At 66.6% G+C, this 15097-nt stretch carries 11 protein-coding genes; 5 read left to right on the forward strand and 6 right to left on the reverse strand.

Features of this window, described 5'->3' with window-relative positions; translation table 11 throughout:
• Window positions 1-105 precede the first annotated feature (105 nt).
• Entirely contained in the window at window positions 106-705 is a 600-nt protein-coding gene (locus AC56LG_RS22520; protein WP_497168256.1) for a PEP-CTERM sorting domain-containing protein, read from the reverse strand.
• Between the two features lie 165 nt (window positions 706-870).
• A complete protein-coding gene (locus AC56LG_RS22525; RefSeq protein ID WP_497168257.1) occupies window positions 871-1365 on the reverse strand; it encodes a MarR family winged helix-turn-helix transcriptional regulator in 495 nt (164 codons plus the stop codon).
• Between the two features lie 160 nt (window positions 1366-1525).
• Between AC56LG_RS22525 and AC56LG_RS22530 the strand changes: the two genes are divergently transcribed.
• Window positions 1526-3901 carry a penicillin-binding protein 1A gene (locus AC56LG_RS22530; protein ID WP_497168258.1) on the forward strand — a complete coding sequence of 792 codons (2376 nt, stop codon included), beginning with the start codon at window positions 1526-1528 and terminating at the stop codon, window positions 3899-3901.
• Between the two features lie 180 nt (window positions 3902-4081).
• Here AC56LG_RS22530 and AC56LG_RS22535 read toward each other — a convergent pair whose 3' ends face one another.
• The 3 genes from AC56LG_RS22535 to AC56LG_RS22545 form a co-directional block, all read right to left on the reverse strand.
• The gene (locus tag AC56LG_RS22535) at window positions 4082-4921 is read right to left on the reverse strand and encodes a glucose 1-dehydrogenase (protein WP_497168259.1); all 840 of its coding nucleotides are present in this window, start codon (window positions 4919-4921) and stop codon (window positions 4082-4084) included.
• A gap of 45 nt (window positions 4922-4966) precedes the next feature.
• The gene (locus AC56LG_RS22540; RefSeq protein ID WP_497168260.1) at window positions 4967-6109 is read right to left on the reverse strand and encodes a mechanosensitive ion channel family protein; all 1143 of its coding nucleotides are present in this window, start codon (window positions 6107-6109) and stop codon (window positions 4967-4969) included.
• A gap of 199 nt (window positions 6110-6308) precedes the next feature.
• A complete protein-coding gene (locus AC56LG_RS22545; RefSeq protein ID WP_192048347.1) occupies window positions 6309-6491 on the reverse strand; it encodes a DUF3606 domain-containing protein in 183 nt (60 codons plus the stop codon).
• A gap of 302 nt (window positions 6492-6793) precedes the next feature.
• On the opposite strand from AC56LG_RS22545, the gene AC56LG_RS22550 reads away from it, so the two are divergent.
• The 3 genes from AC56LG_RS22550 (at window position 6794) to AC56LG_RS22560 (ending at window position 11909) form a co-directional block, all read left to right on the forward strand.
• Window positions 6794-9892, forward strand: coding sequence for an amidohydrolase family protein (locus tag AC56LG_RS22550; protein ID WP_497168261.1), 3099 nt, complete (start codon window positions 6794-6796; stop codon window positions 9890-9892).
• Window positions 9893-10302: 410 nt separating this feature from the next.
• A complete protein-coding gene (locus AC56LG_RS22555) occupies window positions 10303-10620 on the forward strand; it encodes a thioredoxin family protein (RefSeq protein WP_497168262.1) in 318 nt (105 codons plus the stop codon).
• The gene (locus tag AC56LG_RS22560) at window positions 10617-11909 is read left to right on the forward strand and encodes an MFS transporter (protein WP_497168263.1); all 1293 of its coding nucleotides are present in this window, start codon (window positions 10617-10619) and stop codon (window positions 11907-11909) included. The genes AC56LG_RS22555 and AC56LG_RS22560 overlap by 4 nt, the downstream gene beginning before the upstream one ends.
• 235 nt (window positions 11910-12144) lie before the next feature.
• On the opposite strand, the gene AC56LG_RS22565 is transcribed toward AC56LG_RS22560, so the two are convergent.
• Window positions 12145-13605, reverse strand: a complete 1461-nt coding sequence (locus AC56LG_RS22565; protein WP_497168264.1) for an App1 family protein phosphatidate phosphatase — start codon at window positions 13603-13605, stop codon at window positions 12145-12147.
• Window positions 13606-13819: 214 nt separating this feature from the next.
• Between AC56LG_RS22565 and AC56LG_RS22570 the strand changes: the two genes are divergently transcribed.
• A complete protein-coding gene (locus tag AC56LG_RS22570) occupies window positions 13820-14905 on the forward strand; it encodes an endonuclease/exonuclease/phosphatase family protein (RefSeq protein WP_497168265.1) in 1086 nt (361 codons plus the stop codon).
• Window positions 14906-15097 lie beyond the last annotated feature (192 nt).

Below are 15097 nucleotides of genomic sequence, written 5' to 3' on the forward strand. Positions count from 1 at the left end.
CCTGGTAGTCGGTATGGGCCATGGCGCCGGTCTCGTGGAAGCGAAAAAAAACCCGCCGCAGCGGGTTTTTGTGTCTGCGGCTGGTCCAGGCCGCACCGGCAATGATCAGGCGCGGCGGCGGCGGACGACAAAGCCGACCAGGCCCAGGCCCAGCAGGGCCAGCGATGCCGGCTCGGGGACGGCGTTCACGCTGACGTTGTCCAGCACGCCGTCGATCGATACGGTCTGGTTGGTCGCCAGGTCGGAGAAGCGCAGCGTGGTGCTGGTGCCGTTGGCGGCGAAGTCCAGGCTGAAGCTGCCGAGGGCGCCGTTCGAAGCGCCGTAAACGGTCGTCGAGGCCAGGACGGTGCTGCCGTCGGCGCCGAGGATCGAAGCCAGCAGCGACTGGCCGCAGCTGATGACGCAGCTGGTCGCGCCAAAGTCGAAGTTTACCGTGTATTGCGCGGCGGTTGTGGTGGCGAAGCGCTGCCAGATGCTACCGGTCGGGGCGCTGTCGCCGCCGTTGAACGCGACGGCGAAATTGCCGTTCTCTGCGGGGTTGCCCGCGCCGAAGTAAGAACCGCCGCCGGTGTAGGCGGTATCGACGTTGCCGTTGGTGCTCCAGTTGGCTAGGCCGGCTTCGAAACTGCCGTTGACAATAGGGGCAGCGCCAGCGCCCATGGTGGCGGACAGGGCGAGGGCGGTGAACAAGGTTTTAACGAACATTACTAAACTCCAAGTTGGGAAATAATGTTTGATATAAAGCAATGTTCATGCCAAATGGAAAATATTCTGGCTATTCAAGCAGTTAAGTTGTTATCCTGATTAATATTGTTTCCTACTGTAAAAGTTTTCGACAAAAATAGCCGTAACAGACCGGGTTCGAGCCAATCAAAGGTGCGCCAGCGGCACCTGTGCACCGGCTTCGTCCGCGGCCAGCAGCGTGATCAGGCGCGCCAGGTCCGCTTCCATCCGCCGCAGGGTCGCCTCGTCCAGGCTCGACAACGCGTCCGGCAGCACCCCGGCAAACGGCAGCGGCGCGCGCTGCAGCAATTCGTCGGCGGCGGGCAGCGCGCGCAGTGCGACGCCGCGGCGGTCGGCGCCTTCGCGCGCGGCCGAGATCAGGCCGCGCCCGGTGAGGGTGCGCACCAGGTTGCTGGCGGTGGACTGGTGGATATCCAGTGCGCGCGCCAGGTCGGTCACGCCGATGCCCGGCGTTTGCGCGATCACCGACAGCGCCCACAGTTGCGCGCCGCCGAGGCCGGCCTCGCGCTCGACCTGGCGGAAATGGGTTTTCACGGAGTTGAAGACGATCCGGAACTGGCGCAGGACACGCGTGGCTGGATCGGGATCGGGCAGTTCGGTGGAGGGAGACGCTAATGACATGCCGCCATCATAGCGGAAAGGGCAGGGCGCCGCGCGGAGCGTGCTGTCCTGTGCGGCGGCGCGGTCGGCTATACTTGGCGGATAAAGGATCAACCCAGCAAGGAAACCAGTGGACCAGGACGAGAAGACCGAGAGTGGCATTCGGCAGCAGGCAAGGGATTTGTTCGGCAGCGCAGGCGGAAGAGCGCGCAGGGGCGTACGCCGGGCACACGGTTTCATCGAGGGACGCCCGCGCCACCAGCAGGCGCTGATCGTCGGCGGCCTGTCGCTGGCGGCGCTGGCCGCGGCCCTGGTCGTCTACCTGATCGTCCTGATCCCGCTCACGCCCGGCATCGACGACCTCAAGCAGGTCAGCAGCGCGCGCCCGAGCCGCATCCTGTCCGCCGACGGCAAGGAACTCGGCACTTTCGAGCAAGGCTTGCAGGAGCGCGTCAAGCTGTCGCAGGTGTCGCCGCACGTGGTGAAAGCCCTGATCTCGACCGAGGACCACCGCTTCTACGAACACCACGGGGTCGACTTCACGCGCATCGCCGGCGCCCTGCTGGCCAGCCTGAAGGGCGACGCCCAGGGCGGCTCGACCATCACCCAGCAGCTGGCGCGCAACATGTTCCCGGACGAGATCGGGCGCGCGCGCAGCATCAACCGCAAGCTCAAGGAACTGATCACCGCGATCAAGATCGAGAACACCTACAGCAAGACCGAGATCCTGGAAGCATACCTGAACACGGTGCCCTTCCTGTACAACGCGCGCGGCATCGAGATGGCCGCGCGCACCTATTTCGGCAAACCGGCCTTGAGGCTCGACGTGCTGGAAGCGGCCACGCTGGTGGGCATGCTGAAGGGGACCTATTACTACAACCCGGTGACCAACCCGGAGCGCTCGCTGGCGCGCCGCAACGTGGTGCTGGGGCAGATGGCCAAGCATGGCGCCTTCAATGAAACGCGCCTTGCCGCCTTGAAGAAGCGCCCGCTGCGCCTGGACTTCGAGCGCCTGGCCGAACGCAGCGGCCGCGACAACCATTTCACGGCGCACGTGCGCAAGTGGCTGCTCGAATGGGCCGACGAAAACGACTACGACCTGGCGCTCGACGGCCTGGTGGTGCAGACCACGCTCGACGCCGGCCTGCAGGAAGCGGCCCTGCGCGCCGTCGAGAAGCAGGCGGGCGCGCTGCAGGCCGTGGCCGACGTCGAGTGGGCCAATCCGGGCTTGCCGGGTTCGAGCTCGATCGGCACCTACACGGCGATGCGTTCCAGCGTCAAGGCATTCGACTATTACTGGCATACCCACGGCGCCCAGCTCGATGCCTTCGTGCGCGAGAGCGCGGCCTACCGCAAGGCGGTCGACGGCGGCGAGGCGCCGGCCGCGGCCTTGAAACGCATCAAGGGCGACCGCGACTTCATGCGCAAGCTGCGCGAATCGAAGGCGCGCCTGGAAGCCGGCTTCGTCGCCATCGATCCGGCGACCGGCGAAGTCAAAGCCTGGGTCGGCAGCCGCGACTTCGCGCGCGACCAGTACGACCACGTGGCCCAGGCCGCGCGCCAGCCTGGTTCGACCTTCAAGCCCTTCGTGTATGGCGCTGCGCTGGAAAACGGCATCCCGCCCGAGCAGCCCTACGTCGACGCGGTGATGGACATCCGCGCCGCTGACGGCACCGTCTGGCGCCCGACCGACATGTCGGGAACGACCGGGCGCCAGATGACGATGCGCGACGGCCTGGTGTTCTCGAAGAACACGATCACGGCCCAGGTGATGCGCGACGTCGGCTTGCCGCCGGTGGTGAAACTGGCGCAGAACCTGGGCGTACGCCAGAGCAAACTGCAGCAGGTGCCGTCGCTGGCGCTGGGCACCAGCCCGGTGACCCTGCTGGAGATGGTCAGCAGCTACGCCACCATCGCCGCCCAGGGCGAGTACCGCAAACCGGTGTTCGTGCGCCGCATCCTTGATCGCGACGGCAACGTGATCGCCGACTTCGCCAACGTGCGCCCCGAGCGCGCGATGTCGCAGGCGTCGAGCCTGACCCTGATCGACATGCTGCGCGGCGTCGTCAACCGCGGCACCGGCACCGGCGTGCGCTACCGCTTCGGCATCAACGGCGACGTCGCCGGCAAGACCGGCACCACCCAGAACAATGCCGACGGCTGGTTCATCCTGATGCATCCGAACCTGGTGGCCGGGGCCTGGGTCGGCTTCAACGACAACCGCGTGACCATGCGCAGCAGCTACTGGGGGCAGGGCGGCCACAACGCCATCCTGCTGGTCGGCGACTTCTTCAAGAGCGCCCTCGATGGCGGCAAGATCGACCGCGACGCCCTGTTCCCGGGCGGCCGCCCACCGGCGCCGCCGCGTCCGCGTGAAGAGGAACCGGAAGAAGAGTTCATCGAGCCGGGCGACCTGATCGAAGGCATGCCGGCCCAGCCCGACTTACAGCCGCAGGAAGAAGAAGCCGTCGAAGACGAAGCCGTCGAAGTCATCGACGCGCCGATGGAAGGCGTGCCGCCGCCACCGCCGCAGCCGGTGCCGACGCCGATGTTTTAACGTAGGGTGGACTCCCGAGTCCACGCGTTCGTGCCGGTGCGGACCGCACCATTTTTATCGTCCGCATCGGGAGCGCACCGTGTCATCATGATTCGACCGTGCGCGGGCACAGAACACGTTGCGGCATGCATGGGTACGACCGCGTGGGCACCGAGTGCCCACCCTACGCGGATGTGACTTTTACAAAATCGGTGTTCCGCCCGTCACCGCAATGCGCGCGCCGGAGATGTAGCTTGCCTGGTCGGACGCCAGCAGCACGTACACCGGCGCCACTTCGGCCGGCTGGCCGGGACGCTTCATCGGCACTTGCTGGCCGAAGCTCTCGACTTCTTCCGGCGGCATGGTCGACGGGATCAGCGGCGTCCAGATCGGGCCGGGCGCCACCGAGTTCACGCGGATGCCTTTTTCGGCCAGCAACTGGGCCAGGCCGGCCGTGAAGTTCGCGATCGCGCCCTTGGTCGCGGCATAGGCCAGCAGCGTCGGCTTGGGATTGTCGGAATTGATCGAAGTGGTGTTGATGATGGCCGAGCCGGGCGCCATGTGCTTCACTGCGGCTTTGCAGATGTGGAACATCGCCGTGATGTTGACCTGGAAGGTGTAATCCCATTCCTCGTCCGGGATCTCCTCCAACGACTTGCGCGTCATCTGGAAGGCGGCGTTATTCACCAGCACGTCAATGCGTCCGAATTCCTGCACGGCGCGCTCGACGATGGCGCGGCAGTGGCCTGGCGCGGCCAGGTCGCCCGGCACCAGCACGGCGCGGCGGCCGGCTTCCTCGACCAGGCGCGCGGTTTCCTGCGCATCGTCATGCTCGTCCAGGTAGGCGATCAGCACGTCTGCGCCTTCGCGCGCAAAGGCGATCGCCACGGCGCGGCCGATGCCGCTGTCGCCGCCGGTGATCACGGCCGCCTTGTCGGCCAGCTTGCCGGAGCCCCGGTAGCTGGTTTCGCCGTGGTCGGCTTTCGGGGTGAGTTCGGACTCGTGGCCGGGCGGCTGCTGTTGTTGCTTGGGCTGGTTCATCGCAATTCCTCATTCAAGTGGTGGTGACGCGCAGCCCTTGGCTTGTCAGGCCCCTTTCGGCAGGCTGCGCAGGGTGGCCGGGTGACGCACGCGCTCGTGCGGCACCTCGGGCGCTCCGGGTTCGACCGCTTCCTGCAGCAGCAGTTGCTGCGCACGCGGGGCGGTCGAGATGCCGAGTTCGGCAAACATCTGCATCGAGGCCAGGATCACGGCCTGCTGGGTATCCATGTAGAGGCCGTAATCAGCATCGAGGATCGTGTAGATGATTTCCCACTCGATGTAGTCCTGGGTGTATTTCGACAGGTGGGCGCGGTCGAAGCGCACCTTGTCCTGGCGGCCGATGAATTCCGCGATCGCGGCCGGCACCCTGGCAGCCAGCTCGGGCGGGGTATCCGGATGGGCGCGCAGGTTGTAGACGATGCGGCGCGTGACCATGCGCTTGAAGTTGGACAGCGTGTCCTTCAGCAGTTCGGCGTTCGAGACGATGATCTGTTCGCCGCTCGAGGCGCGCAGGCGGGTCGTCTTCAGGCCGACCTTTTCGACCGTGCCGGAGGTCTTCGAGGTCGAGATGAAGTCGCCCACTTCGAAGGGCTTGTCGATGGCGATCGACAGCGAGGCGAACAGGTCGCCCAGCACGTTCTGCACGGCCAGCGCGATGGCGATACCGCCGATGCCGAGGCTGGCCACAAAAGTGGTGATGTTGATGCCGAGGTTGGCCAGCAGGGCGAGCGCGAAGATCACCCAGACGCTGGTCTGCAGCACCCAGATGATGAGGGTATGGGCGATGGTGACCTGGCTGTCGGCCGCGGCCTGGTCGTGGGTCTGGAAGTAGCGGCGCGCGGTAACCTTGATCGCGCTGTGCAGGTAGATGGCCAGCTGCAGGCCGAGGGTCAGGAACCACAGGTGGCTGACGCGCGCATTCCAGGGCGCGGGCAGGTCGAGGGCCGACAGGCCGATCAGGACCGAGGTGGCGAAGACGACGATGTTGCTGGTACGGGCCAGGGTCTTGCGCAGCACTTCGGCGACCGGGCGGTGCGCGCGTTCCTCGTCGCCGAGCTGGTTCAGGCGGCGCCGGCCCAGGGCGAGCGCGCCGTGGATGGCAAGGAAGGCGCACACGGCAAGGGCCACGGCGAAGAGGGCATTCGGGAGCGTGATGTCGAGGGACGCAATAAAGGCGCGGATATCCACTATGGGCTCCTTTTTTTTATGGAATAGGGGGCGCAAGGGCGCGCTAGGGCATGCAAATCGCTGGCGGCGTTGCGTCAGCGCAGATGCGATGCCGGTTCAGCGTGGCGAACCGACTACAGGCTGGCCGCAAGCCGGCCGCGGCCCTGCAGCCGCGGCGCAGGGTGGACGCACGGGGCGTCCGGTACGACGATGACGGTGATTACTTCTTGCCCTTCAGGTGTTCACGCACGGCATTCGCCGACACGCCGACCTCGGCCACCGCTTTTTCCAGCTCTTCGCGGGTCACGCCCAGGGCCTCGGTCCAGTGGCGCACTTCATACTCTTCGTGCACGTTGATGCGGCTGCGGTCCTGTTGACCGGCTTTTTGCAGATTATCGGACATGATGGCCTCCTCTTGAAAAACTTCAGTTTAATGTCGAGTTTGAGTTCAATATGCCAGCCGGAATGGCCATTGTCCGTTAAGCATTTCACGTATGGCGCATGTTGCTCTGTAGCAGCTCAGCCGCTGAAAAGTTCCTGCTCCTCAGTGGCGTAATTTGAGCGAAGTCATCCGGAGGCGCTTTCGCGACCGGGGAATTGCAGTGCCGACTCAACAGTCAGCATTTCGTCAGGCGCGAAATCGACACTGGCGAGGTCAGCCATGCACCATCTCGGTGCATTTTGGCAACTCTCCCGGAGGCTACAATGAAGACGCAACAGCACTCCCAGCGCACCCGTCCCCTCAATCGTACCGTCCTTGCCGCTGCGGCAACCGCAGTCCTGCTGTCCGCCTGCCAGTGGCCGGGCGGCGGCGTCGACCAGCTCAACAGCCTGCGCGGCCCCACGCGCGACGTCACCGTCGAACTGCGCGAAGGCACCAACATGGCGGCCGCGCCGTCGCCCGACGGCAGCCGCATCGTGTTCTCGGCCCAGGGCGCGCTGTGGGTCATGCGCGCCAGCGGCGGCGCCGCCAGGCGCATCACCGACTACCGCCTGGAGCCGACGGCGCCGGTGTGGTCGCCCGACGGCAAGCGCATCGCCTTCCAGAACTACGCACCCGAGGGGAATTTCCATATCTGGACCATCGACCCGGACGGACGCAACCCGCGCGAGCTGACCGATGGCCCCTACGACGACCGCGAACCGGCCTGGCTGCCCGACGGCAGCGGCCTGGTGTTCTCGTCGGACCGCAGCCGCGACGGCCAGTATAAAATCTGGCGCGTCGATGCGGGCGGCGGCGCACCCAGCCAGGTCACGACCGGCCCCGGCGCCGAGAGCAATCCGGTCGTATCCCCGGACGGCACGCGCCTGGCCTACGTCGACGGCGCCAACATCGTCACCCGCTCGCTGGCCGGCGGCGCGTCGACAATCGTCGCTCCTGGCGCCGCGCCGGCCTGGACGCCCGACGGGACCGACCTCGTCTACCAGAACGCCGCGCGCCAGCTGGTGCTCGGCGGTATCCAGGTGACCCAGGACGAAGACATCTTCCCGTTCCCGGTGCGCTTCCTGCCCAATGGACTGCTGCTCTACACGTCCGACGGCCGCATCCGCACGCGCGCTTTCGATGGCAGCGGGCGCACCGACATCGCCTTCACGGCGCAGCTGAAACTGCGGCGGCCCGCGTTTTCCAAACCGAAGGACCGCCACTTCGACGACCTCAAGCGCCGGCCGGTGCGCGGCATCAGCGCGCCGGTGCTCTCGCCGGACGGACGCAGCATCGCCTTTGTCGCCCTCAACGACGTCTGGACCATGCGTATCGGCGAAGCCCCGGTGCGCCTGACCGACGACGTCGACCGCGACGCCAACCCGCAGTGGACGGCCGACGGCAGCGCCATCTATTTCTCGTCCGAGCGCAGCAACGCCGGCCAGCTGGCGGTCGACCGCATCGACCTGGCCAGCCGCACCCGCACGCGCCTGGCCGCCATTCCCGGGCGCTCGCTGGTCACGCCCAAGCTGTCGCCCGACGGCGCGCGCCTGGCCTACACGACACTGTCGGGCCAACTCGAGATCCGGACCCTCGCGACCGGGACCTCGGAAGTCATCCTGCCATCGCTGAGCACCCAGGTCAGCACGCCGCAATGGACGCCGGACGGGCAGTGCATCCTGCTGGTCGACAACGAGCGCATCAACAACCGCTTCCGCGAGGGCTACAACAAGCTGCGCGTGATCGACCTGGCCACGCGCCAGGGTACCTTCTACGCCGTCGCGCCGGAGCCGCGCCAGATCGCCGAACGCGACGAGGGCGCGGCCGCGCTGGCGCCCGACGGCAGCAAGGTCGCCTTCATCATGGATTCGCGCCTGCACGTGATGCCGCTCGGCCCGAACGGTGCGCCGACGGGGCCGGCGCGCCAGGTAAGCGACGACATGGCCGACCTGCCGACCTGGGGCGGCGATTCGCAGACCATCCTCTACAAATCGGCCGAACGGGTGCGCACGGTGCGCGCCGACGGCAGCAACCGGCGCGACGTCGAGGTCAAACTGAGCTGGCGCCAGGCCGCGCCCGTGGGCCGCACGGTCATCCATGCCGGCGCGCTGTGGGATGGCGTCGGTGCGGCGCTGCGGCGCGACGTCGATATCGTGGTCGAGGGCAACCGCATCGTCTCGGTGGAACCGCACAGCGCCCGTGACGCAGACGTGCGCATGGTCGATGCCAGCGGCCTGACCGTGATGCCGGGCCTGATCGAAACCCACCTGCATCCGCTGACCCTGTACCAGGGCGGCCAGTTCGGCCAGATCGCGCAGCTGATGCTGTCGTACGGGATCACGAGTGCGCAATCGGTGGCCGGCCCGCTACACCAGAGCATCGAGATGCGCGAGGCGCTGGAAGCGGGCAACCTGATCGGGCCGCGCCTGTTCGTCTCGCCGCCGCTGTGGGAGGGCAACCGCCTGTTCTACAGCTTCGCGCGCACGCTGCGCACCCCGGGCATCGCCGACGTCGAGATCGCCAAGGCCAAGCGCATGGATGCCGATTTCCTGAAGAGCTATGTGCGCGCGCCGATCCCGGTCATGGAACGGATTGCGCAAGGAGCGCTCGACCTCGGTGTGCCGAGCGGGACCCACATGGTGCAGCCGGGCGCCGCCACCGGCCTGGGCGGCACCACGCACCTGTCGGCGACCCAGCGCATGGGCTATGGCTGGTCGAAGTCGCTGGCGCGCTCGATCACTTACCAGGACGCCGCCGACATCTACGGCAAGGCCGACTTCCGCCTGATCGACACGCTGTTCTCCAGCAGCGCCCTGGCCGGGCTCGATCCGGGCATCGTGACCGATCCGCGCTTCATCCTGGTGCCGCCGAACTTCGTGCCCGGCCTGCAGAGCGCGCTGCCGCCGACGCCGGCCCAGCTGGCGACGATCGCCAACGACGCCACCCAGCAAGCCAAGGTGCGCGCGGCCGGGGCGCTGGTGGCCAACGGCACCGACTCGCCGCTGGTGGTGCCGGGCATCTCGCTGCACCTGAACATGCGCGGCGCTGCGCTGGTGCAGGACAACCTGACGGTGCTGCAGTCGGTGACGCGCGACGCCGCCCGCATCGCCCTGATCGACAAGGACCTGGGCACGGTGGAAGAGGGCAAGCTGGCCGACCTGGTGGTGGTGGGCGGCAACCCGCTGGCGGATTTGCGCGCGGCGGCCGACGTGCGTCTGGTGGTCAAGAACGGGCGCGCGTACACCCTGGATGAGATCCTGGCGCCGGCGCGCACGCCCGCGCAGCTGGCGGCGCGCAAGCTGGCGTTGCAGGCGCAGGAGAAGTTGTGCCGGGAAGAGCCGCGGCATTGCGAGGCGGAGGAGGGTGGACACGCGCATTGAGGAGGGTGGCCGAGGCGGGCCGTGGCTCGTTGCGGCCGTTGCGGACGCGTGGGCTCGGAGAGCCCACCCTACGGTGCACCACCGGCACCTGAACAAAACTTGCGGCCGCGGTGTACCGTAGAGGATGGGAAAAAAACGTCAGGGCAAGGGATACGGCCGCCCGGCGCCGAGTCGAAGACAGTACGAGTGTACGGCGAGACGAGGCAACGCAGCCATGGCGATTTTTTCACATCCCCGTAGGGTGGGCTCCCGAGCCCACGGGTTTACGTACCCATGATGGTCCGACCGCACCACACACCACCACCCCACGAACACCGATGACAATATCGTTCCGTTAATGCAATAAATTGTTGGCTCCTCGATGGCGTTTCAGGTACGCTTGTCTTATCGGCACTATTGAGGAGCAACCAATGTCTTACGAAACCTCCCAACCCGAACGCAGCGCGGTCGACGCGCTGCCGGGCCTCGTCGCACTCGACTTCGGCACCAACTGGTGCGGCTATTGCCGCGCCGGCGAGCCGGTCATTGCCGGCGCGTTGAAAGACTACCCGGATGCGCGCCACATCCAGGTCGAGGACGGCCCGGGCCGCCCGCTCGGCCGTTCGTTCAAGATCAAATTGTGGCCGACCGTCGTGGTCCTGAAAGACGGCGTCGAGATCGCCCGCGTGACCCGTCCCGACAGCGTCGAGGAAGTGCGCGAAGCACTGGCGAAGGCGGTGAGCGCATGAGCCAAGCCAAGGCGCCCGCCAACAAGGCCCGTACCGTCCTCTTCGCCAGCCTGATCGGCACGACGATCGAATTCTTCGACTTCTATATCTACGCCACCGCCGCGGTGCTGGTGTTCCCGAAACTGTTCTTCCCTGCGGCCGACCCCGCCGCCGCCGTGCTGCAATCCTTCGCCACCTTCGCCATCGCCTTTTTCGCGCGGCCGGTCGGCTCGGCCCTGTTCGGGCACTTCGGCGACCGCATCGGCAGGAAAGCCACGCTGGTCGCGGCCCTGCTGACGATGGGCGTCTCGACCATCGTGATCGGCATGCTGCCGACGTATGCTTCCATCGGCACGCTGGCGCCGCTGCTGCTGGCGCTGTGCCGCTTCGGCCAGGGTCTCGGCCTGGGTGGCGAGTGGGGCGGAGCGGTGCTGCTGGCCACCGAAAACGCGCCGCCGGGCAAGCGCGCCTGGTACGGCATGTTCCCGCAGCTGGGCGCGCCGATCGGCTTCTTCCTGTCGGGCAGCGTATTCCTGCTGCTGACGCAAGCACTGACCGAAGAGCAGTTCTTCGCCTGGGGCTGGCGCGTGCCCTTCCTGTCGAGCGCGATCCTGGTCGCGGTCGGCTTGTATGTGCGCCTGAAAATCCACGAGACGCCGGACTTCCAGGCCGTGCTGGACAAGAACGAACGGGTCAAAGTGCCGGTCGTGACCGTGTTCAAGGAACACGGCCGCGCCCTGGTGCTCGGCACCCTGATGGCGACCTCGACCTTCGTGCTGTTCTACCTGTTGACCGTGTTCGCGCTGTCCTGGGGTACGACCGGCCTGGGCTATTCGCGCACGCAGTTCCTGGTGCTGCAGCTGGGCGCGGTGATCTTCTTCGGCTTGCTGATCCCGCCGTCGGCGCTGATCGCCGACCGGTTTGGACGCCGCGCCGCGATGATCGGGGTGACCGCCGCGATCATGGTGTTCGGGCTGTTCTTCGGTTCGCTCTTCATCGCCAACAACCTGTTCATGGCTGGCCTGTTCCTGGTGATCGGCCTGTCGCTGATGGGCCTGACCTACGGACCGCTGGGCACGCTGCTGGCCGAGCTGTTCCCGCCCGAGGTGCGCTACACCGGATCGTCGCTCACCTTCAATCTCGCCGGCATCCTGGGCGCGTCGCTGGCGCCGTACGTGGCGACTTCGCTGGCGACCAAGCATGGGATCGCGTACGTGGGGTATTACCTGACCGGCGCGGCGCTGCTGAGCCTGGTGGCGCTGATGCTGGTGCGTAGCGAAGGCCGCCGCGCGGGCGTGGCGCGGGCTTGATGTTGAGATCTGCCAGCGTCGTGGGGCTGTTGCCTGTGACGCCGGCGGTGGGTTGAATTCACGCGTGGACGGAGTCCACCCTACGGATCACGCCTGCGTCCTCATGACCGTCGAGGCCGCAGGCCGAACCGTCGACGCGTGCCGTAGGGTGGACCGGGCGGCGAACCGCTCCGTCCACGCGGATCGAAGGTAGCGCTAGCGCGCCAGGCATCAGCCCCACGTACGGGAATACCCCTCATACCGACGGCAGCAGGCTGTCGTCTTCCTTCTTGTCCGACCTCACCCCCGCCAGCCGGTCCACCCGGATCAAGCCCTCCGCCGCCGCGTGCGAGGCGGCGAAGACGCTGTCCGGCGCCAGGATCAGCTGGGCGCCGGTGCTGCTGACTTCCTCGATCAGGCGGTCGAGCGCCTCGATGCGCGCCGGGTCGGGATTCACGTTGCGGATATAGATCATGCGCACCGAATGCGGGTGGCGGCGCACGATGTCGGCATAGATTTCCGGGTCCTTCTCGCCGCTGTCGCCGATCAGCACGAACTGCATGTCCGGGTAGAAGCGCAGGATGAGTTCGATCTTCTCGAGTTTGTGGCTGCCGTGGCTAGTGGGTTTGAAGACATCCCGCAGGCCCAGTTCGCGCAGCAGCAGCGGGCCGACCGGAATGCCCTGCAGGCGCAGGAAGTCGACCAGGAAGCCGAACAGATGCCAGGGACTGCTCGACACGTAAAACATCGGGTTGTTTTCGTTGCCGCCGGCGCCGTCGCGCAGCGCGCGGTAAAAGGCGGCCACGCCCTTGAAGGGTTTGCGCGTGTGGGCGTTGGTGCGCGCCAGCATCAGCACCATGTTCAGCTTGTTGGTGACGTTGGTCCACAGGACCGTGTCGTCGATGTCGCTGATGATGCCGAAGCGCGCCGTGGCGGCCGGCACGAAGGCTTCGGCCGAAGCGCGGATCGGCGCGCCGTCGGCGCCGCGCCAGTCGGGCAGTTCGAGCTCGACCCGGTGCGAACCGCCGGCCAGTGCGTCGGCGCTGTCGATCTCGAAGGCGAAATAGCCGCCGCCGTCGGTGACGGTTTCCCAGCGCTGCCCGCCGAACTGCGCCGCCACGCGGGCGCCGGCCACTTCATCGGCTTCGAGGCGGTGGTAGAGCGCGACCAGGTTGCTCCAGCTGCTGTCCTGGCCGGTCTGCTCGCGGAAACTGGCCTCGTCGAGCACGCGGCCCCTGATCCACAGCTTGTGCGCATTGCCGAAGCCGAGATAGGGCAGCACCAGCAGCGGCCGGTCGCTGCCCACGCTGCGCAGGCGCCGCAGGGCGCCGCTGGCAAAGCGGCCGGCGCGCCAGGCCAGGCGTTCGTGCAGGGCGGGCTTGTCGGGCACGGCTTCCGCCGGCACCGGTTCGGATACCGGGGCAAGTGACGAAGCAGGGGCGGGCAGCTTGTGCGGATGTTCGATCCAGAGCCGCCCGGCCGGTAGCCCGGCGGCGCGCAGCATCTGCTCGAACTGGCCGGAAGCTTCGGGCGGCAGTGCCTGCGGCAGCACGGCGACACGCGCGCCGGCCGCCTCGAGCTGTGCGATGTCGGCGGCGGCGGCAACGCCGGGGTTCAGGTAGAACGACGCGCCGGCGGGCAGGATGCGCGCGCCGATGTCGGCGAAGCCGGCGCGGGTCAGGATCAGGAATGCGGTCTCAGGGCTGGATGGGCTCATCGGTATGCGTTGGCGCGGCAAAGGTCTGGACCCCAAGTATCGCGTATCTGGTCGGTTTGCCAACGCACGGCTGGCGCTGAGCCGGCAGCTACTGTCGAGCGCTGCACTGTGCACGCTAGCGCACAGTCCGAATCAGGCGAACCGGGCATACTATGCGTGTTGCTTACTTGTCATTGGCCTAACTTCACTTTTATCGCTTTGGGATTCGTTCACCATGTCTTTTGTCGTCATCGCAACGCTGGTCGTGCTGATCGTGATTGCAACGCTGATGCCGCTGTCGCGGCATACCGAATGGTGGGTCCGCGACCTCGACTTCCCCCGGCTGCAGATCGCCATCGTCGCGCTCGGCGTGCTGGTCGCCGAAGCCTTCTTCCTCGACCTGGGCGAGCGCGAATCGCCGATCCTGATGATCGTCACCGGCGCCTGCCTGGCTTACCAGGCCTGGTGGATCATTCCCTACACGCGGCCCTTCCCGAACGAGGTCAAGCTGGCGCTGGACACGGCGCCGGGCGACCGCATCCGCATTCTCACCGCCAACGTCCTGACCCCGAACCGCAACGTCGACCGCCTGATCGCCCTGATCCGCGAGCACAAGCCGCACGTGTTCGTGACCCTCGAGAGCGACCAGTGGTGGCAGGACCGGCTCGACGTGCTCGAACCCGAGTATCCGTATTCGCTCAAATGCCCGCTCGACAACCTGTACGGCATGCACGTGTATTCGCAGCTGCCGCTGGAAGACACGGCGATCCAGTTCCTGGTCGAAGACGACATTCCGTCGATGCACGCGATGGTGGTGCTGCCCTCGCAGCGCAAGGTGCGCATGCACTTCCTGCATCCGGCCCCGCCCAGCCCGACCGAACACGACGAATCGACCGAGCGCGACGCCGAGCTGCTGGTGGTGGCGAAAAGCGTGGCCGGACTGGAGACACCGGTGATCGTCGCGGGCGACCTGAACGACGTCGCGTGGTCGACCACGACGCGGCTGTTCCGCAAGATCAGCGGCCTGCTCGATCCACGGGTAGGGCGGGGCATGTTCAATACCTTCCACGCCGACCATTGGTTCCTGCGCTGGCCGCTCGACCACCTGTTCCACAGCCGCCATTTCACCCTCGGCTTCATCCGCCGCCTGCCGTATTTCGGCTCCGACCATTTCCCGGTACTGGTCGAACTGCACTACGACGAAGTGCGCGGCGCGCAGCAGGAAGGGCTGGAAGCCGACGCCAATGACCATGCCCTGGCCGAAGAGAAGATCGCGGCCGAGCCGGTGACGGTGGACGACGTGCACGAGCCGCAGGCGTAAGTCCTGTCTGGCGCCACGATGACCCGAACGCGGGTCATCTGTCTTCCATAAAAAATGTAACTAACCAACAAACACAAACTAGAAAAAACAAACCCAGCCACCAACGCAACGGGGCGCACATTGACGCTTGCAAGGTGCACATTAAAAAGGAATGGCAGGCGCCGGCGCACCGTAGGGTGGGCTCCGCCCACG

This window comes from Telluria sp. ZB2R32 (assembly GCF_059685715.1).